This is a genomic window from Microbacterium invictum, assembly GCF_014197265.1.
GTDB classification, from domain to species: domain Bacteria; phylum Actinomycetota; class Actinomycetes; order Actinomycetales; family Microbacteriaceae; genus Microbacterium; species Microbacterium invictum.
On the sequence record NZ_JACIFH010000001.1, the window covers coordinates 2,498,353 to 2,523,888 of the forward strand.

Annotated in this window: 24 protein-coding genes; 14 read left to right on the forward strand and 10 right to left on the reverse strand. The window is 69.7% G+C overall.

The genetic code is table 11. The features are described from left to right. Positions 1–172 precede the first annotated feature (172 nt). Positions 173–2,329 carry a phosphoribosylaminoimidazolesuccinocarboxamide synthase gene (locus BKA10_RS16945; RefSeq protein WP_345048310.1) on the forward strand — a complete coding sequence of 719 codons (2,157 nt, stop codon included), beginning with the start codon at positions 173–175 and terminating at the stop codon, positions 2,327–2,329. A gap of 149 nt (positions 2,330–2,478) precedes the next feature. Continuing rightward, complete coding sequence (locus tag BKA10_RS11595; protein ID WP_183500031.1) at positions 2,479–3,825, forward strand: uracil-xanthine permease family protein; 1,347 nt, start codon at positions 2,479–2,481, stop codon at positions 3,823–3,825. A gap of 42 nt (positions 3,826–3,867) precedes the next feature. Here BKA10_RS11595 and BKA10_RS11600 read toward each other — a convergent pair whose 3' ends face one another. From BKA10_RS11600 to BKA10_RS11620, 5 genes are all read right to left on the reverse strand, one after another. Beyond that, entirely contained in the window at positions 3,868–4,881 is a 1,014-nt protein-coding gene (locus BKA10_RS11600) for a LacI family DNA-binding transcriptional regulator (protein ID WP_183500032.1), read from the reverse strand. Between the two features lie 8 nt (positions 4,882–4,889). After that, positions 4,890–6,350 carry a GH1 family beta-glucosidase gene (locus BKA10_RS11605; protein WP_183500033.1) on the reverse strand — a complete coding sequence of 487 codons (1,461 nt, stop codon included), beginning with the start codon at positions 6,348–6,350 and terminating at the stop codon, positions 4,890–4,892. 31 nt (positions 6,351–6,381) lie between these two features. Beyond that, positions 6,382–7,296, reverse strand: coding sequence for a carbohydrate ABC transporter permease (locus tag BKA10_RS11610; RefSeq protein WP_183500034.1), 915 nt, complete (start codon positions 7,294–7,296; stop codon positions 6,382–6,384). Beyond that, a complete protein-coding gene (locus BKA10_RS11615) occupies positions 7,293–8,345 on the reverse strand; it encodes a carbohydrate ABC transporter permease (protein ID WP_183500035.1) in 1,053 nt (350 codons plus the stop codon). The genes BKA10_RS11610 and BKA10_RS11615 overlap by 4 nt, the downstream gene beginning before the upstream one ends. A 79-nt stretch (positions 8,346–8,424) precedes the next feature. Next, on the reverse strand, positions 8,425–9,690 hold the full coding sequence (locus BKA10_RS11620) for an ABC transporter substrate-binding protein (protein ID WP_183500036.1): 1,266 nt from the start codon (positions 9,688–9,690) through the stop codon (positions 8,425–8,427). Between the two features lie 219 nt (positions 9,691–9,909). On the opposite strand from BKA10_RS11620, the gene purS reads away from it, so the two are divergent. Continuing rightward, positions 9,910–10,155, forward strand: a complete 246-nt coding sequence (purS, locus tag BKA10_RS11625) for a phosphoribosylformylglycinamidine synthase subunit PurS (protein WP_183500037.1) — start codon at positions 9,910–9,912, stop codon at positions 10,153–10,155. Continuing rightward, entirely contained in the window at positions 10,152–10,859 is a 708-nt protein-coding gene (gene purQ / locus BKA10_RS11630) for a phosphoribosylformylglycinamidine synthase subunit PurQ (protein WP_183500038.1), read from the forward strand. Before purS ends, purQ begins: the two co-directional genes overlap by 4 nt. 31 nt (positions 10,860–10,890) lie before the next feature. Here purQ and BKA10_RS11635 read toward each other — a convergent pair whose 3' ends face one another. Beyond that, positions 10,891–11,322, reverse strand: coding sequence for a DUF1761 domain-containing protein (locus BKA10_RS11635; RefSeq protein WP_183500039.1), 432 nt, complete (start codon positions 11,320–11,322; stop codon positions 10,891–10,893). Positions 11,323–11,387: 65 nt separating this feature from the next. Between BKA10_RS11635 and BKA10_RS11640 the strand changes: the two genes are divergently transcribed. Beyond that, positions 11,388–12,299: a 2-hydroxyacid dehydrogenase gene (locus BKA10_RS11640; protein WP_183500040.1), complete on the forward strand. Its 912-nt coding sequence runs from the start codon at positions 11,388–11,390 to the stop codon at positions 12,297–12,299. Positions 12,300–12,785: 486 nt separating this feature from the next. On the opposite strand, the gene BKA10_RS16710 is transcribed toward BKA10_RS11640, so the two are convergent. Next, positions 12,786–14,624, reverse strand: coding sequence for a chromosome partitioning protein (locus BKA10_RS16710; RefSeq protein ID WP_241740167.1), 1,839 nt, complete (start codon positions 14,622–14,624; stop codon positions 12,786–12,788). Positions 14,625–14,660: 36 nt separating this feature from the next. Next, the gene (locus BKA10_RS11650) at positions 14,661–15,185 is read right to left on the reverse strand and encodes an adenine phosphoribosyltransferase (RefSeq protein ID WP_183500041.1); all 525 of its coding nucleotides are present in this window, start codon (positions 15,183–15,185) and stop codon (positions 14,661–14,663) included. A 65-nt stretch (positions 15,186–15,250) separates the two neighbouring features. On the opposite strand from BKA10_RS11650, the gene BKA10_RS11655 reads away from it, so the two are divergent. From BKA10_RS11655 to sufU, 8 genes are all read left to right on the forward strand, one after another. Next, entirely contained in the window at positions 15,251–16,945 is a 1,695-nt protein-coding gene (locus BKA10_RS11655; RefSeq protein WP_183500042.1) for a glycoside hydrolase family 13 protein, read from the forward strand. A gap of 1 nt (position 16,946) precedes the next feature. Further along, entirely contained in the window at positions 16,947–17,957 is a 1,011-nt protein-coding gene (locus BKA10_RS11660) for a LacI family DNA-binding transcriptional regulator (RefSeq protein WP_183500043.1), read from the forward strand. A gap of 143 nt (positions 17,958–18,100) precedes the next feature. Continuing rightward, the gene (locus BKA10_RS11665; RefSeq protein WP_183500044.1) at positions 18,101–19,372 is read left to right on the forward strand and encodes an amidohydrolase; all 1,272 of its coding nucleotides are present in this window, start codon (positions 18,101–18,103) and stop codon (positions 19,370–19,372) included. Then, positions 19,369–20,097, forward strand: coding sequence for a hypothetical protein (locus BKA10_RS11670; protein ID WP_183500045.1), 729 nt, complete (start codon positions 19,369–19,371; stop codon positions 20,095–20,097). Before BKA10_RS11665 ends, BKA10_RS11670 begins: the two co-directional genes overlap by 4 nt. Before the next feature lie 62 nt (positions 20,098–20,159). Continuing rightward, complete coding sequence (locus tag BKA10_RS11675; RefSeq protein ID WP_183500046.1) at positions 20,160–20,645, forward strand: DUF3237 domain-containing protein; 486 nt, start codon at positions 20,160–20,162, stop codon at positions 20,643–20,645. A 69-nt stretch (positions 20,646–20,714) separates the two neighbouring features. Continuing rightward, a complete protein-coding gene (locus tag BKA10_RS11680) occupies positions 20,715–20,873 on the forward strand; it encodes a hypothetical protein (protein ID WP_183500047.1) in 159 nt (52 codons plus the stop codon). Positions 20,874–20,923: 50 nt separating this feature from the next. Then, entirely contained in the window at positions 20,924–22,225 is a 1,302-nt protein-coding gene (locus BKA10_RS11685; RefSeq protein ID WP_183500048.1) for a SufS family cysteine desulfurase, read from the forward strand. After that, positions 22,222–22,668 (forward strand): Fe-S cluster assembly sulfur transfer protein SufU, encoded by a 447-nt coding sequence (gene sufU / locus BKA10_RS11690; RefSeq protein ID WP_183500049.1) that lies wholly within the window; start codon positions 22,222–22,224, stop codon positions 22,666–22,668. Before BKA10_RS11685 ends, sufU begins: the two co-directional genes overlap by 4 nt. 51 nt (positions 22,669–22,719) lie before the next feature. On the opposite strand, the gene BKA10_RS11695 is transcribed toward sufU, so the two are convergent. Both BKA10_RS11695 and BKA10_RS11700 read right to left on the reverse strand, forming a co-directional pair. After that, on the reverse strand, positions 22,720–23,685 hold the full coding sequence (locus tag BKA10_RS11695; protein WP_183500050.1) for an SRPBCC family protein: 966 nt from the start codon (positions 23,683–23,685) through the stop codon (positions 22,720–22,722). 1 nt (position 23,686) lies between these two features. Then, positions 23,687–24,067 carry an ArsR/SmtB family transcription factor gene (locus tag BKA10_RS11700; protein WP_183500051.1) on the reverse strand — a complete coding sequence of 127 codons (381 nt, stop codon included), beginning with the start codon at positions 24,065–24,067 and terminating at the stop codon, positions 23,687–23,689. 329 nt (positions 24,068–24,396) lie between these two features. On the opposite strand from BKA10_RS11700, the gene BKA10_RS11705 reads away from it, so the two are divergent. Then, positions 24,397–25,524 carry a class I SAM-dependent methyltransferase gene (locus tag BKA10_RS11705; protein WP_183500052.1) on the forward strand — a complete coding sequence of 376 codons (1,128 nt, stop codon included), beginning with the start codon at positions 24,397–24,399 and terminating at the stop codon, positions 25,522–25,524. Positions 25,525–25,536 lie beyond the last annotated feature (12 nt).

Sequence of the window (25,536 nt, forward strand, 5' to 3'; positions counted from 1 at the left end):
CTCGGGGGACTTCCACTGTGCCGAACAAGTGCGTGCATCCACACGGTTCCGGCTATGGATTCGCGATGAGTCGTGCCCGGCGTCGGTCGGGATGACCACCGCGGCGGCGGCGTGCCGACGTGACTATTCTGATCGGATGCCCTCACTCGGCGACATCGTCGCACCGCGCCGCATGGGAGTGGATTTCCGCTGGCTGCTCGCGTCGTCGTGGACCAGCAACGTCGGTGACGGCATCGCCCTGGCGGCCGCTCCCCTGCTGATCGCGTCGATGACCTCATCGCCCGTCCTGGTGGCGTCGGGGGCGATCCTGCAGTTCCTGCCGTGGCTGCTGTTCGGCCTGCACGCCGGCGCCGTGGCCGACCGCTTCGACCGGCGACGCATCATGATGCTCGCCAACGGCGCCCGCGCGGTCGTGGTGGCGGCACTCATCGTCTTCCTCGTCACGGGCGTCGCGAACATCGGGATCGTGCTCGCGGTCGCGTTCCTCTACGGCTGCGCAGAAGTGTTCGTCGACACAGCCGGCAGCGCCATGCTGCCGATGATCGTGAAGCCCGTCGACCTGGGCACCGGAAACGCGCGGCTGCAGGCCGGATTCCTGGTCGCCAACCAGTTCGCCGGCCCGCCGCTGGGCGCCTTCCTGTTCGCGCTGGGCAGCGCGTGGCCGTTCCTCGTGCAGGGCCTGTGCGTCGCGTTGGCCATCGTGCTGATCTCGCGGCTGACCCTGCCCATCGCACCCCCGGCGGCCCCGGCACCGCGCAAGCCGGTGCACACCGACATCGGCGAGGGCCTGCAGTGGTTGTGGCGCAATCCGCCGGTGCGCACCCTCGTGCTCATCATCCTGTGCTTCAACATCACGTGGGCAGCTCCCTGGGGCGTGCTGGTGCTGTACGCGACCGAGCACCTCGGCATGGGACCGGTCGGCTTCGGCGCGCTCACCACGGCCTCGGCCCTGGGCGGCATGCTGGCGGTGCTGATCTTCGGCCGGCTGCAGCAGCGCGTGTCGTTCGCCACGCTCATGCGCGTATGCCTGTCGGCCGAGGTGGTCATGCACCTCTCGTTCGCCCTGACGACCACCGGGTGGGTGGCGCTGGTGATCATGTTCGGGTTCGGGCTCTACGCGTTCGTGTGGGGGACGATATCGACGACGGTGCGCCAGCGCCTGGTGCCGCAAGCGCTGCAGGGCCGGGTGGCATCGGTGAACATGGTCGGCGTATTCGGCGGGATGGTGATCGGCCAGGCGCTGGGCGGCGTCATCGCACAGACGTGGGGACTGACCGCGCCGTGGTGGTTCGCGTTCGCCGGCTCGGCGCTGACCCTCGCGCTCGTGTGGCGGCCCATCTCGCACATCGTGAACGCGCCACCGGCGATGGATAATGGACCGGTGACGGACGCCCCTGACTCGCTGCCCGGCTGGACCCACGTCTACTCCGGGAAGGTCCGCGACCTGTACCGTCCGGCCGACCCTGAGGCCCCCGCCGACCGCATGCTCGTCGTCGCCAGCGACCGGGTCAGCGCGTTCGACTTCGTGCTCGAGCCCGCGATTCCCGACAAGGGCACCCTGCTGACCACTCTCAGCCTGTGGTGGTTCGACCAGCTCTCCGGCGGCGACGGCGGCCGCCGCATCCCCAACCACCTGGCCGCGTCGCACGAGCTGACGCTCGGAGACGACGGCATCCCGAACACCGCCGACGACCTCCGGTCGTTGATTCCGGATGCCGTGGCCGGACGCGCGATGCTCGTGCGGGCCCTCGACATGCAGCCGATCGAATGCGTCGTGCGCGGCTATCTCACCGGCTCGGGATGGGTCGAGTACCAGGACTCCGGCACCGTGTGCGGCATCGCCCTGCCGGCCGGGCTCGCGAACGGCGATCGACTGCCCGAGCCGATCTTCACCCCCGCGTTCAAGGCGCCGCTGGGTGAGCACGACGAGAACATCTCCTACGAGCGGACCGTCGAGCTCGTCGGCGCCGACGTCGCCGCGCAGTTGCGCGACACCTCGCTCGAGATCTACACCCGTGCGGCCCGCATCGCCGAGGCGAAGGGCCTCATCCTCGCCGACACCAAATTCGAGTTCGGCCTCGACGAGGCCGGCACCCTGACCCTCGCCGACGAAGTGCTCACGAGCGACTCGTCGCGGTACTGGGATGCCGAAGCGTGGCGCACCGGGACGACTCCATCCGCGCGCATGGCGAGCTTCGACAAGCAGCGCGTGCGCGACTGGCTCGCCGCGAACTGGGACAAGCAGGGCACTCCGCCCGCACTGCCCGGCGCGGTGGTCGCTCAGACCACCGCGAAGTACCGCGAGCTGCTGCAGCGCCTCACCGCCTGAACCGCGTTCGCGAGGCGGCGCCCGGCGCACTGCCGCCGGCGACCTCACGCGCGCCGCACGGGCTGACGGAATGCCCGAGTGGCATCCCCGGTTCTCAGCGTTCTCCCAGATATCGTGACCTCAGCACACGACCCGTGAGGAGCACCCGCATGCCCATCTGGACCCTTCACGGCGACGGCCGTCACATCGAGCGCGGCGCCGTCGTCAAGCCCGGCGAGCGCCTGAGCTGGCCGGGAACCATCGCGATCGGCGCACAGCACGTCGTCGCGATGTTCGGCGCCACCTTCCTCGTGCCGATCCTGACGGGGTTCCCGGTCTCGACGACCCTGCTGTTCTCGGGTCTGGGCACCATCCTGTTCCTGCTTCTGACCCGCAACCGGCTGCCCAGCTACCTCGGCTCGTCCTTCGCGTTCATCGCACCGATCCTCGCCGCCGGCCCCGGCGGCGGTGCGCCGCTGCAGACCGGCGAGCAGATCTCGCAGGCACTGCTGGGCGTCTTCGTCGCCGGTGTGCTGCTGGCCGGCGTCGGCTTCCTCGTGCAGGCGACCGGCACGGGCTGGATCGAGAAGCTCATGCCGCCGGTCGTCTCGGGCGCCATCGTCGCCCTCATCGGCCTGAACCTGGCCCCCGTTGCGTGGCAGAACTTCCAGGTCGACGCGCTCCTGGCCACGATCACCCTCGTCGCCTGCATCCTGTTCTCGGTGCTGTTCCGCGGATTCCTGGGCCGCGTCTCGATCTTCCTCGGCGTCTTCGTGGGCTACCTCGTGGCCATTCTCATGGGGAAGGTCGACTTCTCGGGCGTCGAGTCCGCCGCCTGGTTCGGTCTGCCCGAGTTCCATCTGCCGGCGTTCGGCGACCCGGTCGCGTGGGGCCTGCTGCCGATGTTCCTGCCGGTCGTGCTCGTGCTCATCGCCGAGAACGTCGGCCACGTGCGCGGTGTCGCGACGATGACCGAAGACCCGTCGATCAACACGCACACCGGACGCGCCCTGGTCGCGGACGGTCTGGCCACCACCATCGCCGGCGCGTTCGGCGGTTCGGGAACCACCACCTACGGCGAGAACATCGGCGTCATGGCCGCGACGCGGGTGTACTCGACCGCGGCGTACTGGGTCGCCGGCGCGATCGCGATCCTGCTCGCGTTCTCGCCCAAGATCGGCGCCGTCATCTTCGCCCTCCCCGCCGGCGTGCTCGGCGGTGTCACCACCGCCCTGTACGGCTTGATCGGCGTCATCGGGATCAAGATCTGGGTCGACAACCAGGTCGACTTCTCGCGTCCGGTCAACCAGTACACGGTCGCCGTATCGTTCGTGATCGCCATCGCAGGCTTCACCATGACGTTCGACCAGCTGCAGTTCGGCGGCATCGTGCTCGGCACCTTCGCCGCGCTGGCGATCTACCACGGCGGCAACGCGATCGCCCGCGCACGCAAGACGGGAGCCGACGACGGTGGCCCGATCGTGCCGATCGGACAGCTGGGCGGCGACCCGCAGTAGGCGAATGCCGCGGACGCGTGACCCGGGACGGACACACGGCGCTCAGGCGGAGGCGCGGACCACCAGGGCGGTCTCGAGGATCGTCACATGCGGCGGCTGGCCGCCGCCCAGCAGCGCGAGCAGGGTGTCGGCCATCTGCTCCCCTTGAGCATGGGAGGGCTGGCGCATCGTCGTGAGCTGCGGGCTCACGCTCGTCGCCACCGGTGAGTCGTCGAAGCCGATGATCGCCACGTCCTCGGGCACGCGGATCCCCGCGCGGCCGAGGACGGCCAGCGCGCCGCGCGCCATGAGGTCGCTCGCCACGAACACGGCGTCGAACGGCCGGCCCGAGTCGATGATGCGCTGCATGGCGCGTCCACCGGCATCCGCGGTGAAGTTGCCGTCCTCGATGGGCCCTTCGGCAAGACCGGCCGCAGCCAGCGCCTCGCGGTACCCGTCGAGCCGGTCGACGCCCGCGGGCATCGTCAGCGGTCCCGTGATCGTCGCGATGTGCTCGTGCCCCTTGCGTACGAGGTACTCGGTCGCCGCACGTGCGCCGGCGAGGTTGTCGACGTCGACGTAGTAGTCGCGCTCACGCTCGCGCACCGGGCGGCCACCGTAGACGACCGGGACTGCGGCGGCGATGCGGTCGATGAACGTGTCGCTCGTGTGGTGCGACACGATGATCGCCCCGTCGACGGCTCCGCTGCGCACATACGCCGTCGTCTTGTCCTGGGGGTCGTCGCTGGCGATGATCAGGTTGAGCACGTACTCCGAGCGACTCAGGCGCGCGTTGATGCCCGACACGACCGCCGCGAAGAACGGATCACCGAAGAACCGGGTCGTGTCTTCGGGCACCACGAGCGCGATCGCCATCGTGGCCCGGCTGGCCAGCGACCGCGCCGCGCGGTTGGGAACATAGTTCAGCTCGGCGATGGCGCGCTGCACCGCCTCGAGTGCGGCGGGGCTCACCGCGGTCGACCCGTTCACGACGCGCGACACCGTCGAGCGTGAGACTCCGGCGACGGCGGCGACCTCTTCGATGGTGGCCGTCGCCCGCGTGCTTTCGATCGTCACGCCGCTCCCTACCTCTTCGCTGCGAGCACGTCGATCGCCCGGTCGGCGATGATCTGACGATAGTCCAGCGCGCTGTCCTTCAACGCGCGCTCCTGGGTGTCGTAGTCCACCCACACGATGCCGAACCGCTTCTCGTACCCCCACGCCCATTCGAAGTTGTCGAGCAGCGACCAGTAGAAGTAGCCGCGCACGTCGACTCCGGCGTCGGCGGCATCGATGATCGCCTCCAGATGCGTCCGCAAGAACGCGGTGCGCTCGGTGTCGTGCACGCGCACGACACCATCCTCGACGACCGGTTCGTCGTCGTACGCGGCGCCGTTCTCGGTGACGTACAGCGCGGTCCCCACCGGCTGCGCGTACTCGGTCCACACCCGCTCGAGCAGCGTGGTCAGCCCGCCAGGATCGACTTCCCAGTTCATGACGGTGCGCTCAAGGCCCCGCTCGTGCCAATGGATGCCGGTGTGCGACGGGTACGGCGACTCCGCCCTCCGCGATGTGGGTGCATCGCCGGGTGCCGGCGCGTTCGGGTCGGGCTGGCCGCCCACGAACTCGCCGTGGTAGTAGTTGACGCCCAGCACGTCCAGGGGCTGTGCGATGGCGGCGAGATCACCGTCGTGCACAGCGGCTTCCAGGGCGTCGATGGCCCCGGCATCCACCGCCCGGATGTCTTCGATCGCGTCGGCCGGATACTCGCCCCGGAAGACCGGGTCGAGGAACCACCGGTTGAACTGCCCGTCGATGCGGCGCGCGGCGTCGACATCTGCCGGCGACTCCGGGTCGACCGGCTCCGCCACCGTCAGGTTCAAGGTGATGCCCAGGTCGAGCGACGCGTCGCGGGCGCGCAGCTCGCGCACGACCTGGCCGTGGCCCAGCAGCAGGTGGTGCGCGGCCAGCACGCCGTCTCTCACGCTGTACCGGCCGGGCGCGTGGATGCCCGCGGTGTAGCTGAGGAACGACGAGCACCAGGGCTCGTTGAGGGTGGTCCAGTCGGTGATCCGGTCGCCGAGCGCATCGTGCAGATCGAGGGCGTACTCGGTGAACCGATCGCTCGTCTCGCGCACCGTCCAGCCGCCGAGCTCTTCCAGCGCCTGCGGCAGATCCCAGTGGTAGAGCGTGAGCCAGGGGCGGATGCCGGCATCGCGAAGCTCGTCCACGAGGCGCTTGTAGAAGTCGACGCCCTTCGGGTTGACCGCGCCGCCGCCGGGCCGCACCCGCGCCCACGACACCGAGAACCGGTACGTGTCCAGGCCCATGTCCTTCATGAGCGCGACGTCGTCGCGGTAGCGGTGGTAGTGGTCGCACGCGACGTCGCCGTTGTCGGCGTTGATGACCGCCCCGGGCACGCGGCTGAACTCATCCCAGATCGAGGCCGTGCGGCCGTCTTCGAACGCGGCGCCTTCGATCTGGTACGCGGCCGTGGCCGCGCCGAAGCGGAACCCCGGAGGGAACGCGCGCGGAGTGAACGTCATGGAGCGAAGCCTTCCGTGAGCGGGTCGGGCCTCAGCCCTTCACCGCGCCTTGCATGATGCCGCTGACCAGCTGCTTGCCCGCGAAGATGAACAGCAGCAGCAGCGGGATGGTCGCCAGAACGACGCCGGCGAGCACGATCGAATAGTCGACGAAGTAGTTGGACTGCAGGAGCGACAGCGCGACGGGCAGCGTCGGGTTCTGCCGGTCGAGCACGATGAACGGCCAGAAGAAGTTGTTCCACGAGCCCACGAACGTGAACAGGAACAGCATCGCCGCGGCCGGGCGTGCCGCGGTGACGCCGACCGTCCAGAACGTGCGGATCATCGAGGCGCCGTCCACGCGGGCGGCTTCGATGAGCTCGTCGGGCACCGACTGCCGCAGGTACTGGGTCATCCAGAACACGCCGAAGGCGCTCGTCAGCGCGGGGATGATGATCGCGCCGATCTGGCCGGTCCAGCCCAGCTCGCTGAACAGGATGTACAGCGGGACCACGCCCAGCTGCTGGGGCACGGCCATGGTGGCGACGACGAACACGAGCAGCGCGGGTCCGCCCAGGAACTTGAGCTTCGCGAATGCCCACCCGGCGAGGGTGGAGGTGATGACGACGGATGCCGCGATCAGGAACGAGCTGTAGATCGAGTTCCACAGTGCCGGCCAGAAGTTGACGGCCGGGTTGCCCACGACCGAGGACGCGTTGTCGAGGAAGTTCCCGCCGGGGATCCACGCGAACGGCTGGCGCAGTGTGGTGGCGTCGCCCGAGCCGATCACGAACGACCAGTACAGCGGGAAGACGGCCGAGATGAACACGACGGCGAGGGTCGCGTAGGCCCAGAATCCGGGGCGTGCGCCGCGGATGCGGATCGCCTTGGCTCCGCGACGCCGCTTGTCGGCGTTCGGGATGCTCTCCTGGACCACCGCGAGGGGCGTCGGTGTGCCGATGCTCATCGTCCGGCCTCCTTCACGTTCTTCTTCGCGGCTTTGGCCTGCTCTCGCCGTTGCTGTTTCGAGGTCTCGGAGCGCAGGCCTTCATCGCGCACGAGGTTGCGGGTGATCAGGAGGTTTATCAAGCCGATCCCGAGGATGATGATGAACAGGATCCAGGCCATCGCCGCGGCACGGCCGAAGTTCCACTGCCCCCAACCGATGTCGTACAGATACAGGGTGATCGTCAGCCATTGCTGACCTGCGCCGCCGCGGCCGAACTGGTCGAACATGCGCGGTTCGTCGAAGATCTGCAGGCCACCGATGGTGGAGGTGATGATGACGAAGATCAGAGTGGGCTTCAGGGAGGGCAGCGTGATGCTGAAGAACTGGCGGATGGGGCCGGCGCCGTCGACGGTCGCGGCCTCGTAGAAGTCACGGTTCACGGCCTGCATGGCTGCGAGGAGGATCAGGGCGTTGTAGCCCATCCAGCGGTAGTTGACCATGGTCGCGATCGCGACGTGACTCCAGAACGGCTCGACGTGCCACGGGACGGGGCCGAGGCCGACGACGCTGAGCCAGCTGTTGATGAGGCCGGACTGGTCGGCGAACATGGCGTTGAAGATGAGGCCGACGGCGACGGGGGCGACGACGAACGGGATGAGCACGCTCATCCGCCAGAACGTCTTCGCACGGATGTTGCGGTCGAGCACCGCGGCGATGAAGATCGCGAGGATCAGCTGCGGGATGCTCGACAGCAGGAAGATGCTGAAGGTGTTGCGCAGGGCTGTCCAGAAGTGGGGCTGCGTCAGGATCCAGACGTACTGATCGAAGCCGATGAACTCGCCGGAGTTGCGGACCAGGTCCCAGTCCATGAACGAGATGACGGCCGTGTACGCGATGGGGAACAGCCCGACGACCGCGAACATGATGAAGAACGGCGAGATGTACAGGTAGGGCGAGATCTTGAGGTCCCAGCGGCTGAGCCTCTGGGAGAACGAGAGCACCCGAGGGGGCCGGCCGTCCGGCGTCGCGGAGCTGCGCTCCCCGCGTCGCGTATCAGTCAGAGTCACGATCGTCCTTCGAAGATGAGAGAGGGTGGGATGCCGGGGGCGCGGCGTTCGGGACGCCGCACCCCCGGCAGGGATCAGCTCAGAAAGCCGAAACCTCGGTCACCCAGGTGTTCCAGGCAGTCTCCTTGTCCTCGAGGCCGTCGAAGACGCGGGTCACCGCGTTCTGCAGGGCGTCGTGGAACTGGAAGTACTGCGGTCCCTTGAAGGTGCTGACGGTGATCGCGTTGGCACGGTCGATGCCGATCTGGCCGCTGGGCGCGTCATTGAAGAACTCGTTGACGTAGCCGGTCAGGTCGGCGCTCTCCTGCGCCTCGGGCTGGCTCGGGAAGGTGCCGGCGTTGTTGAACGCCTTGATCTGCGTCTCGGGCGAGGTGAGCCAGTCGGCGAGCTGCTGGGCAGCCTCGACGTTGGCGCCGTTCTCCGGAACGACCAGGTACGAACCGCCCCAGTTGCCGCCGCCCTCGGGGAAGGCGTTGGCGATGTCCCAGCCGGTCACGTCCGGGGCCTCACCGGCGATGATGCCGTGCATCCACGGCGGGCACAGCATGGCGGCGAACTCGCCACCGGCCATCGATGCGTACCAGTCTTCGCTCCACTGACCGGCGTACGCCGAGATCGGCACAGCGCGGTCGACGACGGTGTCGTAGGCGGCGCGGATGTCGGGGTTCTCGGTGGCGACGATGGTGCCGTCGGGCTCTTCGTACGCGATGTCGAGCTGGTTGACCAGGCCCTGGAGGACCGAGTTGGCCGAGTCGATGAACGGCGTGCCCGTGGCCTCGACGTACGAGTCGGCGACGTCGAAGAACGCGTCCCAGGTCGGGAACAGCTCAGCGACCTCTTCACGGTCGGTGGGCAGGCCCGCGGCCTCGAACAGGTCGGCGCGGTAGCAGACGGCCTGCGGTCCGATGTCGGTGCCGTACGCGACCAGGTTGCCGTCGGCGTCGGTGGCCGCGGTCTCCTTCCAGTCGAGCCAGCGACCCTTCAGATCGTCGGGTACCGGCGCGAGCAGGTCGGAGTACTGCATCATCTCGGTGAACCAGTCGACCTCGACCGCCTCGACGTCGGCGAGGCCGGTCTTGCCCAGCTTCTGGAAGAAGTTCGCGCGGGCGTCGTTCGACGTGGCCGCCTTGTTGTGGACGACCTTGATGCCGGTCTCCGCCGTGAACTCCGCGAGGAGGTCGTCGGTGTAGCCGAAGTCGTTGAACGTCGCGATGGTGAGAGTCGTCTCGCCCTCGGTCTCGTCACCGGGGTCTTCGCCGCCTCCGGAACATCCGGCGAGGACGATCGCTGAGGTGGTCGCGACGCCGGCGATGAGGCCGATGCGGCGCAGTGCGCGTGATTTCACGTGTCACTCCTTTGTGGTCTGGTCTTGCTGGTGCGTGGATCGCTCCGGTCGGGTGCCATGAGAGCGCTCTCACCGGACATCCCCGACGCTATGGGATCGCTCCCACGGATGTCAAGGGAGCGCTCCCATGAATATTGTCACGGTTCGATCACAGCAATGATCCCGGCGCCGTAGACTGGACGTGCATCCCCCATTTCCCGCGATTTCACGGAGCCTCGAATGCCCACCATCGTCGTCGACGTCATGCCCAAGGCCGAGTTGCTCGACCCGCAGGGAAAGGCCGTCGCCGGCGCCCTGACCCGGCTCGGGCACGAGGGCTTCGCCGCTGTCCGCATCGGCAAGCGCTTCGAGCTGACCGTCGACGCCGCCGATGAGGCCACGCTCGCCACGGTCCGGCAGATCGCGGCCGAGATCCTCTCGAACTCGGTGATCGAGGACGTGGTCGGCATCGAGGTCGTCGAGTGACCGTGCGCATCGGGGTCATCACCTTTCCCGGGTCGCTCGACGACGGCGACGCGCAGCGCGCGATCCGCCTCGCCGGCGCCGAGCCGGTAGCCCTGTGGCACGGTTCGCACGACCTCGACGGCGTGGACGCACTCGTGCTGCCGGGCGGCTTCAGCTACGGCGACTACCTGCGCGCGGGCGCGATCGCGGCGCGGGCGCCGATCATGGCAGAGGTGAAGGATGCCGCGGGCAAGGGCATGCCTGTCCTGGGCATCTGCAACGGATTCCAAATGCTCGTCGAGGCGCACCTGCTGCCCGGCGGCCTGATCCGCAACGCGCACCAGCAATTCATCCGGCGCGACCAGAAGCTGCGCGTCGAGAACATCGACACCGCCTGGACGAGCGGGTTCGAGGCCGGTCAGGAGATCGTCATCCCCCTGAAGAACGCCGACGGCGGCTACATCGCCGACGGCGAGACGCTCAAACGCATCAACGGCGACGGCCTCGTGACCTTCCGGTACGTCGGCGTGAACCCGAACGGGTCGCTCGACGACATCGCCGGTGTCACCAACGGGGCCCGCAACGTCGTCGGCCTCATGCCCCACCCCGAGCACGCCGTCGAGCCGGGGTTCGGCCCCGACACCCCCGCGGCCATGCGCTCGGGCACCGACGGTCTGCCGATGTTCACGTCTGCGATCGCCGCCGTGGTTCGGGCCGCGGCCTGACGACCCCGGCATCCACTCGTCGACGGAGTCGTCAGACCGTGCCAGCCGGCGGCCAGACGCCGATGATCACCGACATCACCACGACGAGCACGAGCTCGTGCGAGATGTTCAGGATGGTCAGCTGACTGGGGCGCCCCTCGAACACGTCGTGCGTGATGAAGCGGCCCGCGGTGAACCCGGCCCACAGGGTCAGCCCGGTCACGATCGCCGAGGAGAAGTATCCACCGCCGTAGAAGTGCCAGGCGATGGCGACCGACCCGGCCAGCACCCACGCGAGCAGGAATGCCAGCGCGGTCGAGACCATCAGCGGCAGCATCGCCTCGGTGAAAGTCGCCGGGTCGCGCACGCCGGCGAGCTTCTTCCACCTCTCGCCGAAGACCTTCGGCATGTACCAGACCGATCCGATCACCATGGCGGCCACCGTCGCCACCAGCACGGCCCAGTAGTTGATCTCGGGGATCATCCTCGCCTCCCTACGTCGCCCTCGACGCTACTCCTCCCGCCGGACGGGCACGGTAGCGTCGAGGCATGAGTGTCGTCACCGTCAGCGTCCCCACCGAACGTCTCGCCGCCGATGTCGGCCCGATCGACGGCGCCGAGATCGTGGTGTGGACGATGAAAGGGGCGCCGCCGCGCCCCGAGTTCGACATGGTCGTGCCGCCGTATCTGACGCTGTCGAGCGCGCTGCCACGGCTGGCCGAGGTCACGACCCGGGTCGTCCAGAGCCAGTCGATCGGCTACGAGGGCGTCGCGGCGCAGCTGCCCCGCGGTGTCGTGTTCGCCAACGCGGCGACCGTGCACGAGACCTCGACGGCCGAGCTGGCGCTCGCACTGACGCTGGCCGCACAGCGTCGGATCCCGGCCTTCGTGCGGGCGCAGGCTGCCGGCAGCTGGGCGCCCGAGTTCGCCTCCAGCCTCGCGGATCGGCGGGTGCTGCTGCTCGGCTACGGCGGTGTCGGCTCGGCCGTCGCGGCGCGCCTCGCGGCGTTCCAGGTCGAGCTCACGGTGGTCGCCTCCCACGCACGCGATGACGGCGGCATCCACATTCACGGCGTCGATGAGCTCCCCGAGCTGCTGCCGCGCGCCGAGATCGTGATCGTGACGCTGCCGGGCGGTCCCGAGACCCACCACATCGTGGACGAGGCGTTCCTGACGGCCCTGCCCGACGACGCCCTCGTGGTCAATGTGGGGCGCGGCCCGCTGATCGACACCGAGGCGCTGCTGGCTCAGGGTGGACGCATCCGCGCGGCGCTGGATGTCACCGACCCCGAACCGCTGCCTTCGGGCCACCCGCTGTGGACCGCGCCGGGCGTGCTGATCTCACCGCACGTCGGCGGTGCCTCGACGGCCATGCAGCCGCGGATCGCGGGCCTGGTGCGACGCCAGATCGGTCACCTGCTCGCGGGCGAAGAGCCCGAGAACGTGGTGATCCGGACCTGAGCGCGGGGCGGTGCCGGGCCCAGGCGGCGCCGGGCTCAGGCGGCGCCGGGCTCAGTTGGCGCTTGCGCCGGAAACCCCACAGCATTCCCCACCTACGCGCCAACTCTGGAATGGCGTGCCGGGCTCAGTTGGCGCTTGCGCCGGAAACCCCACAGCATTCCCCACTTCAGCGCCAACTCTAGAATGGGACGCCGGGCTCAGTTGGCGCCTACGCCGGAAACCCCACAGCATTCCCCACTTCAGCGCCAACTCTAGAATGGGACGCCGGGCTCAGTTGGCGCCTACGCCGGAAACCCCACAGCATTCCCCACCTACGCGCCAACTCTGGAATGGCGTGGCGGGCTCAGTTGGCGCTTGCGCCGGGAACCACTGCATGATTCCGCGCGCCCGCGCCAACTTTGGCCGTGCGCCGACTTGGGGACAGCGCCGACCTTGGCAGCGCGCCAGATTTGGCGCCGCCCGCGGCACGACCTCTGGTGAGCTGGCCTACAGCCCCTCGGCGACCGTCGCGGCTACGGTGAGCCAGGCGTCGCGCGACTCGGGGGACAGCGCCTCGAAGTCGATCGGACCGCCGTCGACCAGCGCGGGGTCGAACGGGACGTGCACGACCGCCGACGTCACCTGCGCGAAGTGGCGCTCGAGACGCTCGGCGAGCTTGCGGTCGGGGCGGGCCGACGGCGCCGCCAGGATGGTGACGGCCTCGTCGATCTTGCGGTCGAAGCCCTTCTCGCGCAGGCCGTCGAGTAGCCAGGCGGCGGACGCGGCGGTGTCTTCGCGGACGGTCGACACGATCACGAGCTGGTCGGCCGCGGCGACGGCTGCGACCCAGTTCGAGGCGCGCATGTTGTTGCCGGTGTCGACGATCAGCAGTCGGTAGTAGCGCGACAGCACACCGTGCAGACGCTCGAATGCGGCGGCATCGATGGTGGAGGATGCCGCGGCATCCTCATCCGAGGCCAGCACGTCGAACCGGGCGTCGACCTGCGTGCGGACGTACGTGTCGAGCGCCGACAGGGTGGCGTCGGTCGAACCCGCGAAGCGGTCGAGGTCTTCGAGCAGATCGACTGCGGTGCGGTGGTGGGGCGCGTGCTGCGCACGCCAGCCGAGCGTGCCGCGGGTCTCGTTGTTGTCCCATGCGAGCGTGGCGCCGCCGCGCTGGGTGCCGAACGTCGCGGCGAGCAGCAACGTGCTGGTGGTCTTGTGCGCGCCGCCCTTGGGGTTGAGCACGACGATCGTCCGCGGTGCGTCCAGGCGACGCTGCACGGCGCGCTCACGGTCGAGGCGCGACCGTTCGGCCTTGCCGGGCTGCGGTGAGATGGCGCCGCCGGTCATGCGGCGGACCGCACCCTGCCAGCCCTCGGTGGCGCGCGGCTTCGCGTGCGCACCGCGCGAGCTCAGCAGGTCCTCCACGGTCGGCGTCACGCGCTGGGTCGGGTCGCGCCGGACGCCGTCGCTGCGCAGCGGCCCGGCGGTGGCCGGGGTCGGGGCCGCCGACGATGCGGTCGGCGCAGCAGCCGGTGCCGGCGTGGAGGCGGTTGCCGGCGCGGATGCGGTGGATGCCGGTTCCGCGGCGGGCGCGGACGCGGTGGATGCCGGTTCCGCGGCGGGCGCGGACGCCTCGACGGCGGGGAGCGCCGTCGAGGCAGGCTCCGCGGCGACGGGCAAAGGAGTGGCTGCGGGCGTCGGCATCCCGGCGGTGCCCGGTGACGGTGCGGCGACGGACGCGGTCGGTGCGGCGAGGGGCCTAGTGATATCGGCGACCGAAATGGCCGTCGTGACCGGCTCCGCGGCGACGGACGCGGTCGGTGCGGCGACGGACCCGGGGATCTCGGCTACCGGAATGGCCGTCGTGACCGGCTCCGCAGTAGACGCGGGCTCGCGCGCGAACGCCGGTGCCGGCGCCGGCGCCTCCGTGGCGGGCTCCAGCTCGCGCACAAGAGCCGGTGTCGGCGCCGCGGCGGCCGACTCAGCCATAGCCGGCGCAGGCGCGAACGCCGGGACACCCGAGAGCAGCCCGGTGGGTGCGGGGTCGGCGGGCGGCTGCGGGCCGGCGACCGCGGCATCCCCCTCTTCTCCCTCACGCGCGGCGAGCGAGGTCGCCTCGATGAAGGTGCCGTCGGGGTGCACGATGAGCGGCCAGCGCGCCGAACCCTCGATGACCGTCGCGGTCACGGGCTCGCCGGTCGAGGCGGCGATCAGACGCACCGACTCGACGATGCGGCGACGCAGGCCCTCGCTCGTCGACGCGAAGACCTCGTCGACGTCACGGCCGACCTGGATCTCGGCGACCGTGGTCGACGTGATGCGGACGATCGGTTCGGACATGGTGGTATCCACAGCGGACCCTTCTTTCAGACCAGTTCAGACCTGGAATACGGCGTGCACGTCATCGCCGCACACGGCGCGGCCGTTGAGCTCAGCCAGTTCCATCAGCACGGCGACGCCGGCGGTCGCGTAGCCGAGCGTGCCCAGCAGCTGGCGCCCGGCGAGCAGGGTGCCGCCGGTGGCCAGCACGTCGTCGACCAGCAGCACGCGGCTGCCGGCAGGCAGGTCGTCGGCCATCTCGATCGTCGCCTGCCCGTATTCGAGGTCGTAGGAGACGGATGCCGCGGGCCGGGGCAGCTTGCCCGCTTTGCGGATCGGGACCGTGCCCACTCCGGCGGCGACGGCGACCGCACCGGCGAGCACGAATCCGCGCGCCTCGACGCCGGCGACCACGTCAAACGTTCCGGAGAACGGGGCGATCATCGCGTCGATGACGGCGCGCATAGCAGCGGCATCCGCCAGCAGCGGCGTGATGTCGCGGAACAGGATGCCCGGCTCCGGAAAGTCCGGAATCGTCGCGATCAGCGATTCGGCGCGGGTCAGAGAGGCTTCGGGGGGCACTCGGCAAGCGTACGCGGTTCCGCCTGGGAACAGAGTGCGCAAGCGCTTGCGCTACGCTGTTCCGCATGACTTCGCCCTCGACGGCCACCCTGCACCCGATCGGCCGGAGCACCCCCGGCACCGAATGGTGGCGCACTGCCGTGATCTACCAGATCTACCCCCGCTCGTTCGCCGACAGCAACGGCGACGGACTGGGTGACCTGCCCGGCATCACCGCGCACCTCGACGACCTCGCCGCCCTCGGCGTCGACGCCCTCTGGCTGAGCCCCTTCTACCCATCCCCGCAGAAGGATGCCGGCTACGACGTGGCCGACTACTGCGACGTCGACCCGCTGTTCGGCACGCTCGCGGACTTCGATGTGCTCCAGGCCGAGGCGCACGCCCGCGGCATCCGGGTCATCGTCGATCTCGTTCCGAACCACTCGTCCGATCGGCACGCGTGGTTCCAGCGGGCGCTTGCGGCGGAGCCCGGCAGCGCGGAGCGCGCCCGCTACCTGTTCCGCGACGGCAAGGGCGACGGCGGCCAGCTGCCCCCGAACAACTGGGAGTCGGTCTTCGGCGGCCCCGCCTGGACCCGTACGACCAACGCCGACGGCACGCTGGGCCAGTGGTACCTGCACCTGTTCGACACCAGCCAGCCCGACTTCGACTGGGCGAACCCCGAGGTGCAGGAGGAGTTCCGCCGCATCCTGCGCTTCTGGCTCGACCGCGGTGTCGACGGCTTCCGCGTCGATGTGGCCCACGGCCTGGTCAAGACCGACGGCCTACCCGACCACCTGCCGGCTGTCGACGGCGACAGCATGGGCGGCGACAGCGACGACGTGCCGTACTGGGGCCAGGACGGCGTGCACGAGATCTACCGCGACTGGAACCGCGTGCTGGCGGAGTACGCCGGTGACCGTGCCCTGTGCGCCGAGGCATGGCTGCCGACGGTCGACCGCACCGCGCTGTGGGTGCGGCCGGACGAGATGCACCAGGCCTTCAACTTCCCGTACCTGCAGACCGAGTGGGACGCCGCGCACCTGCGCGAGGTCATCTCCGAGTCGCTGCGCGCCTTTCCCGCCGTCGGCGCCCCGGCGACCTGGGTGCTGTCGAACCATGACGTCGTCCGGCACACCTCGCGCCTGGCGCTGACCGCCGAGAATCCGCAGGGCCACGGCATCGGGCCGGACTCGCCGGGTCAGCCGATCCCCGAGGTGGGGCTCGCCCGCGCCCGCGCCGCCACCGCCGTCATGCTGTCGCTGCCCGGCTCGGCCTACCTGTTCCAGGGCGAAGAGCTCGGCCTGCCCGAGGTCATCGACCTGCCGGGCGACGCGCGTCAGGACCCGACCTGGTTCCGCACCGACGGCGAGCGCTATGGACGCGATGGATGCCGCGTGCCGATCCCGTGGCAGGCAGACGCCCCGGCGTACGGCTTCAGCCCGAGCGGCGCCACCTGGCTGCCGCAGCCGGCCGAGTGGGCGACGCTCGCACGCGACGTGCAGGAGGCGGATGAGGACTCCACCCTGTGGCTGTACCGCACGTTGCTGGCGACGCGACGCGCGTACGCACTCGGATCGGGCGACCTGGAGTGGCTCGAAGGGTTCGGCACCGACGTCCTCGCACTCCGCAACGGACCGGTGACCGTCATCGCGAACACGGGTGACGCGCCGGTCGCGCTGCCCGCCGCCCTCGAGAGCGCCACCCTGCTGATCGCGAGCACCCCGTTCGCCGGCACGGCCGTCCCCGCCGACACCACGGTCTGGCTCCTGGCCGGCTGACATGGCAAGCCTCGAGGAGGTCGCCCGTCGCGCACAGGTCTCGACGGCGACCGCCTCGCGTGCGCTGAACGGGCGCGGCCGCGTCTCGGACGCCACCCGCGCCCGGGTGCGCGACGCCGCGGATGCGCTCGGCTACGTCGTCTCGGCGTCGGCGTCGAGCCTCGCGACCGGCCGCACCCTGTCGATCGGCGTGCTCGTGCCGCTGCTCGACCGGTGGTTCTACTCGTCGGTGCTCGACGGCATCGCGACCCGGCTCGCCCCGCGCGGCTACGACCTCACCCTCTACAACCTCACCGACTCCCCCGAGCAGCGCCGGCATCTGTTCCAGACATCGCTGCGCCGTGGGCGAGTGGATGCCGTGGTCGCCCTCTCCCTGCTGCTGACCGACGACGAGATCGACCAGCTGCTGGCCCTGCGCCTCCCGGTCGTGGGGCTCGGCGCACCGAGCCCGCGCCTCGCGACCCTCCGCGTCGACGACACCGCGGTCGCCCGGACCGCGACCGGCCACCTGCTCGACCTCGGCCACCGCCGCATCGCGCACATCGGGCAGAGCACGACCGAGGCCGCGGGCTCCGGCATCCATTCGCTCGACATCCCCACCCTGCGCCGGCAGGGATTCGAACAGGCGCTGCGGGATGCCGGTGTGGAACCTGCCGGATTCGTCGCCGCCGACTTCACGATCGACGGCGGGCACCGCGCCGCACGAGAGCTGCTCGCCGGCCCCGATCGCCCGACCGCGATCTTCGCCGCATCGGACGAGATGGCCTTCGGCGCCCTGTTCGCCGCCCGCGAGCTCGGACTCGAGGTGCCCGGCGACCTGTCGGTCGTCGGCGTCGACGGGCACGAGATGAGCGACTTCTTCGGCCTGACGACAATCGCCCAATTCCCCCACGGTCAGGGCGAGCGGGCCGCCGAGGCGATCCTCGGGCTCCTCGAAGACGGGCACGAACCGGCCGGCACGGCCCTGCCGTTCGAGCTCGTGGTGCGCACCTCGACATCGCCACCCCGCTGAGCCCCGGCATCCACCCCCCTGCGCCCAAGCGCGCAGAATGTGACCAAGTTCGCACCGAACCGGCCGATCCGATGCGAACTTCGCGCGATTCTGCGCAGTTCGCGATCACGACCCGCCCCGCAACCCCACGTAGGCTCGAAGCCATGACGATCGACCTCGAGGCCCTCTACATCGACTTGCACCGGCATCCGGAGCTCTCGTTCCAGGAGACCCGCACCGCCGGCGTGATCACTCGGCACCTCACCGATCTCGGCCTCGAGTTCGAAGAGGGCATCGGCAAGACCGGCGTGGTCGCCGTCATCCGCAACGGCTCCGGTCCGGTCGTCTGGCTGCGCGCAGACATGGACGCGCTGCCGGTCGAGGAGCAGACCGGCCTCGCATACGCCTCCACCGCCCGCGGGACCGACCCGTCCGGCACCGACGTGCCGGTCATGCACGCCTGCGGCCACGACATGCACGTCACGGCGATGCTCGGCGCACTCGAGACACTGTCGGCTACGCGCGACGAGTGGAGCGGCACGATCGTCGCCGTCTTCCAGCCCGCCGAGGAGTACGGCGCCGGCGCCAAGGCGATGGTCGACGACGGCGTGCTCGACCGGTTCCCACGGCCCGACATCGTGCTGGGCCAGCACCTCACCCCCCTTCCCGCCGGAAAGGTCGGCGCGCGGCCGGGCACCCAGATGGCGGCGGCCGACGGCATCAGCGTCACCCTGTTCGGGCGCGGCGGGCACGGCTCGCGCCCGCATTCCACGATCGACCCGGTCGTCATGGCCGCCGCCACCGTCATGCGCCTGCAGACCGTCGTCTCACGCGAGATCGACCCCCGCGAGATGGGCGTCGTGACGGTCGGTTCGATCCATGCGGGCCTGAAGAACAACATCATCCCCGCCGAGGCCAAGCTCGAGCTGAGCCTGCGATACCCCAACGACGCCGCCCGCGAAGACATCATGGCGCGGGTGGAGCGGATCATCCGCGCCGAAGCCGCGGCATCCGGGGCAGAGAAGGAGCCCGTCTTCACGATGGACCACTCCCTGCCGCCCACCATCAACGACGACGCGGCCACCGCACGCCTCAAGGCCGCGTGGGGCCGCGCCTTCGGCGAGGACTCGGTCGTGGACCCCGGCATGTTCACCGGCAGCGAAGACGTGTCGTGGTTCGCGCGCGAAGCGGGCGTTCCGCTCGTCTACTGGTTCTGGGGCGGCGTCGACCCGCAGCAGTACGCCGATGCCCTCGCCGGCGGCACGATCAACGAAGACATCCCGACGAACCACTCTCCGTTCTTCGCCCCCGTCCTGCACCCCACCATCGAGCGGGGCGTCGACGCGCTGACCGTGGCAGCGCGCGAGTTCCTGGGCGCCGGCGCCGCGACGGGAGTGGCAGCCACCGAGGCGGCCATCACCGAGGCCGGGGCATGATCACCGAACGCAACCGCACTCCGATCATCCTCGGCATCGTCGCGGGCGTCCTGCTCGTCGCTGTGGTGATCGCGCTCTCGATCTACCTCACCCGCGGCGCGGCGTCGCCGAACGCGGCCGTCGAGACACCGGCATCCGCCGGTCAGAACACGCCGTCGACGGCCCCACCCGCGCCGGCCGAGTCGACGGAGCCCACCGAGCCCGCGGCCGATCCCACCGGGGTCGTGCTCAGCGCCACCGGCTTCACGCTGCGCGACGACGCCGGAGCAGACGTGTTCACCTACGGCTGGGGCGACGACGCGACACCCGCGGTCACCGCGCTCACCAAGGCGTTCGGTGCCGAGCCCACCCAGCGCACCGAGGCCGGCAACGGGTCGAGCTACCCCGACTACACGGTGTACCAGTGGAGCGGTTTCGCCCTGTACGACATGGTGGCCACCGACGCGCTGCCCCGCGACGAGTACACGCAGCCGTCGTACCTGCGCTACACGGCGAACACCATCGGCGACACCGCGATCACGGCCGAGTTCGACCTCGAGATCGGTGCCGCCGTCGACACGCTCGACCCCGCCGACGAGTGGGACCGCGGGTCGGGCACGACCCGCATCGTGTTCGAGCCCGAGCGCACCGGCTTCTCGAACGGCGCAGCCTCCTACGCCGCGCTGGCCGACACCGACGGCGAGGTCGTCACCGCGATCCTGTACTACTACTACTCGGGTCACTGAGCACGGCGTCCGCCTCACAGGACCGGCGGGCGACGTCGTGATGGGCTCCTATGATGCCAATCATGACGTCACTGCCCGCCGCCGCGCACTCCGTCGCCGCACCCGCACTGCGCCACGTCTCGACCATCCGCGTCGAGGTCGACGAACCCATCGACCTCGGCGAGGGCGTGGACGGCCGGCGTCGCATCGTCCCGATCCGCTCCGGCACGGCGACCGGCGAGATGAGCGGTCGCATCCGTGCCGGTGGCGCCGATTTCCAGGTGCTGCGACCCGATGCGGTCACCGAGCTCGAGGCCCGGTATCCGCTCGAACTCGACGACGGCACCATGATCGAGATCGTGAATCACGGCATCCGCGCCGGCTCGGTCGACGACGTGGCGAAGCTCATGCGGGGCGAACCGGTCGATCCCGACCGCATCTACTTCCGGTGCAGTCCCCGCCTCCGGGCTCCCCAGGGGGCGTGGGACTGGGTGAACCGCACGGTCTTCGTCGGCACCGGTGTGCGCCGTCCGACGTCGGTCGAGGTGCAGGTCTTCGCCGTCGAGTGACCGATATCAGGTGGGGCCCCCGCAGTCAACGGGCGTGCATTCCCAGACGTGCGCGCGCATAATCTCACCATGGTCGGACTTGCAGTGATCCTGCTCATCATCGGAATCGTCCTGCTGCTGCTGGGCGTGTTCGTCGAAGCCGTGAAGTTCCTGATCTGGGTGGGCCTGGTGATCATCATCGTGTCGATCATCGCGTGGCTCATGAGGTTCATCAGGCGCCAGACATGAGGGATGCCGCGTCCGGAGCCGGGTGGGATGCCGGGGCGTAGCCTAGAAGGGTGACTTCCGCCCTGCCTGAAACGACCGCGCCACCCGCGCTCGACCCGGTCGCGCTGCGCGCCGACTTCCCGATCCTGTCGGAGCAGGTGAACGGCCACCGCCTCGTCTACCTCGACTCGGGGGCGACGAGCCAGAAGCCGCAGCAGGTGCTCGACGCGGAGCGCCACTTCCTCATCCACGCCAACTCGGCCGTCCACCGCGGCGCCCACACGCTTGCCGCCGAGGCCACCGATCTGTTCGAAGACGCCCGCGCGACTGTGGCCGGCTTCGTCGGTGCGGAGCCCGAGCAGCTGGTGTGGACCAGCGGCGCGACGATGGGTCTCAACCTCGTCGCGTACGCGATCGGCAACGCGACCATAGGCCGCGGAGCCCCGGCATCCACCCCTCTCGCACTGAAGCCGGGCGACGAGATCGTCACGACCGCCATCGAGCATCACGCGAACCTCATCCCCTGGCAGGAGCTCGCCGCGCGCACCGGCGCTGTGCTGCGGCACATCCCCGCCCATGACGACGGGACTCTCGACATGGATGCCGCGGCGCAGCTGATCACGCCGCGCACGCGCATCGTCGCATTCACCCATGTGTCCAACGTGCTCGGCATCGTCAACCCGGTCGCCGAGCTCGTCGCCCTCGCCCAGCAGGTCGGCGCGCTGACCGTGCTCGACGCGTGCCAGTCGGCGCCGCATCTGCCGCTCGACTTGCCCGCGCTCGGCGTCGACCTGGCGGTGTTCAGCGGCCACAAGATGCTCGGACCGTACGGTGTCGGCGGTCTCTACGGCCGCGCCGAGGTGCTCGACGCGCTGCCGCCGTTCCTCACCGGCGGGTCGATGATCACCACCGTCACGCTCGACCACGCGGAGTATCTGCCCGCACCGCAGAAGTTCGAGGCCGGCACGCAGCCGGTCGGCCCCGCGATCGGCCTGGCCGCCGCGACCCGGTACATCGACGCGGTCGGCCGCGACGCGATCCACGCGCACGAGCGTGCGCTCGCGGAGCGCCTCGGCGACGCACTGCGTGAGATAGACGGCATCCGTCTGCTCGGCGATGCGCCGGATGCCGAGCGGGTCGGCCTCTGGTCGTTCGACGTCGCGGGTGTCCACGCCCATGACGCTGGCCAGTTCCTCGACGCCCGCGGCATCGCGGTGCGCGTCGGACACCACTGCGCGGCCCCGTTGCACCAGCGGTTCGGTGTCACGGCCTCCGTCCGCGCGAGCGCCGCCCTCTACAACACGATGGACGACATCGACGCGCTCGTTGCGGCCGTCGCCGAGATCCGCCCCTACTTCGGAGCAGACGCGTGAGCGAACTCGACAGCCTGTACCAGGAGCTGATCCTGGACCACTCCAAGCACCCGGTCGGCCAGGGGCTGGCCGACGCCGACGGCGCCTACGCCGACTCGCACCAGAAGAACCCGGTGTGCGGCGACGAGGTCACCCTCCGCGTGCGGGTCGCCGGCGACGACGTCACCGATGTGACGTGGGAGGGTCACGGCTGCTCGATCTCGCAGGCGTCCGCGTCGATGCTCGCCTCGCTCGTGCAGGAGGAGGGCGGTATCTCGCGTGCCGAGGCCACCGACCTGATCACCGGCTTCCGCGAGGCGCTGCGCTCGCGCGGCAAGACCCCGCTCGACGAAGAGACCTTCGGCGACGCGGCCGCGCTGTCGGGTGTCTCGAAGTTCTCCGCCCGCGTGAAGTGCGCGATGCTCGCGTGGGTCGCGCTCGAAGACGCCCTCACCCGCGCGTAAGGGCGCTCGGGCCCGCGACGGGTCGATGAACTCGACGCCGATGGATGCCGGTCAGGCGGCGATCACGGTCGCTTCGAGCCGCGCGTAGCTGGCCTCCATGCCCTCGGTCATTCCGGTGGCGAGGATCATGTCACGCAGTTCCCTGCTCGGGTATTCGATGAGCAGCGTCAGCAGCGTGGCGCCGTTCTCCTCGTACAGCTGCAGGTCGTTGAGGGTGCCGGGCCCCTCCATGCCGATCATCTTCTCGGTCGTGACGGCGCGGCGAGTGGGCTCGCTGAGCACCGTCTCTCCCTCGAAGCCGAACCGGGTCGACTCGTCATCGCCCTGCTGCCACACGTAGCGGTACGTGTCGCCGACCTCGCACTCGACCATCTGCCAGCCGTCGGGGCCGAGCAGCCACCGCTGCAGCAGCTCGGGCTCGTGGTGCGCGCGCCAGACGAGATCGCGCGGGCCTTCGATGAGCCGGGTGATGCGCACATGCTGGTCGTCGAGCAGCTCGGTGCGAGTGCCCTTGCCCTGGGCATATTCGCGCAGGTCCTGCAGCACGGCATCCAGCTGATCCATCGCCATGCGCGAGCCCTCGACAGCTCCCATCGCAACGCTCTGCTCGAGCGCCTCGACCGAGACGAAGTGGCTGGTGTTCACCATGCGCGAGCCGCCGGCGGTCGAGGTGAAGGTGAACACCATGCGCATCGGCGGGAACCCTTCGGTCGGGCTGCCGTCCTCGTCGACGAACGAGTCGAGCACCTCGAAGGTGGCCTCAGGCTCGATCTTCAAGAACTCCCAGGACCCGCGCGACTTCTCTCCTTGCGGACTGGTCATGTGGTACCGGGCTCGCCCGCCGACCGTGAAGTCGAACTCGGTGAACGTCGAGGGCCATCCGGGCGGGCCCCAGAAGCGCTCGAGCTGCTCGGGTTCGGTGAATGCGCGCCACAGCCTGTCGGCCGGCGCCGCGAAATCGGCGACGAGCGTCATCGTGAGGTTCTCGGGATCGGTCGTGATGTCGGTGACAGGCATGTCACTCTCCTTGGGGTGTGAGGTTTCCGTTCTCGGGCTCTGCCAGCAACGCATCGAGCCGGTCGATGCGTGCGCGCCAGAGGTCTTCATACCGAGCCAGCAGTGCACGAGCGCGGGCGATCATGACGGGATCCGCCCGCACGAGCCGCTCGCGCCCCTCGGCGCGCTTGACGATGAGCTGGGCCGCCTGGAGCACGGCGACGTGCTTCTGCACCGCGGCGAAAGACATCTCGTACTCCGCGGCCAGCGCCGACACCGACTGCTCTCGCTCGATCGTGCGCCGCAGGATGTCGCGCCGCGTCGCCGCGGCGAGCGCCTGAAAGACCCGGTCGATCTCATCATCGGTCAGCTCATCGTTCTGGGAAGGATTTTGTACAACCATTTGGTTGTACGTTAGGCCGATGGATGCCGGGTGTCAACCCTTTGTTGTCGGGAACGCGTTGCGATGACACAAACCGGCTTTGAGTGACACAGGCACTCGGTCATGTGACATCGAGTGTCACGACACGCCGAGGATGAGCGTTGTTCGTGAACGAGGAAGAACATCGGGACTGGTGTCGCCGCTGGGTACAACTTTGCAGTCGCCCTCGACGTCGACGGGACCCGCGCACATGGGCGCGTGCCGCTCGGCTTCGAACTGGCCGATTCCGGCCATGCGGATGGCCGCTTCGTCGGATGCCGTCCGGAAGGTCTGCGCGCTGCAATGGAGGCATGAACGAACACATCACATACGCCGGCGAGGCAGACCTCGCCCCTACCGCACGTGCCGAGGCTCTCGCCGCGCGCCTCTTCGAGTCCATCGTTCCCGCCATGGAGCTCATGACCGTCGAACTCGGGTTCCGGCGCGGCCTCTACGCCGGACTGCGGAAGCTGGGCGATGCGAACGTCGCCGAGCTCGCCCTGGAGTGTGCTGCATCGCCGCGCTACGTGCGCGAGTGGCTGGAGCAGCAGGCCACCGCCGGCATCATCGACGTCGCCGTCGACGGCGATGCGGCAGCCCGTCGCTACGCCCTCTCGTCCGCGCACGCCGAAGTGCTGCTGGATGCCGAGAGTCCGTTCGCGATGGCAGGCGTCTCAGCGTTCCTCAGCGGAATGGCCGAGACGTTCGATGCCGTCGTGACCGACTTCGGTCGGGGCGAGGGCGTGACCTATGCCGACTTCGGCGCCTCCGTGCGGCACGCCATCTCGTCACTCAATCGCCCCGGGTTCACCCTGGCTCTGGGCGAGTGGCTCGCACAGCTGCCGGAGATCGATGAACGTCTCCGCACACGAGCGTCGGTCGTTGTCGACGCGGGTTGCGGCACCGGCTGGTCGACGATCGCACTTGCGCGGCGCTACCCGCTCGCCCACGTGATCGGCGTCGACCTGGATGCGGCATCCATCACCGAGGCCGAGGCGAACGCTGCCACGGCGCAGCTGGGCGAGCGCGTGCGCTTCGTCATCGGCGACGCCGGGGACCGGAGGATCCTGCGCCGGCTCGCGCCCGATGGCGCCGCGCTCGTCACGCTCTTCGAAGCGCTGCACGATGCGAATGATCCCGCGGGGGTGCTGGGCTCCCTGGCGAGCATCCTGGATCCGGAAGGGGCGATCCTGATCGGAGACGAGAAGGTCGCCGACGAGTTCACGCCCGACGGCGACTTCCTCGAACGGCTGAACTACGGCTTCAGCGTGCTGCACTGCCTCCCGGCGACCATCGCCGAAGGCGACGGAGAGGCGAACGGCACGGTGATGCGTGCACCCGTGCTCGCGCGCTGGGTCGAGGAGGCCGGCCTGTCCGGGCCGGACGTGCTGCCGATCGACAACGAGCTGTGGAGGTTCTACCGCGTCGGAAGACCCTGACGAAGGCTCCGG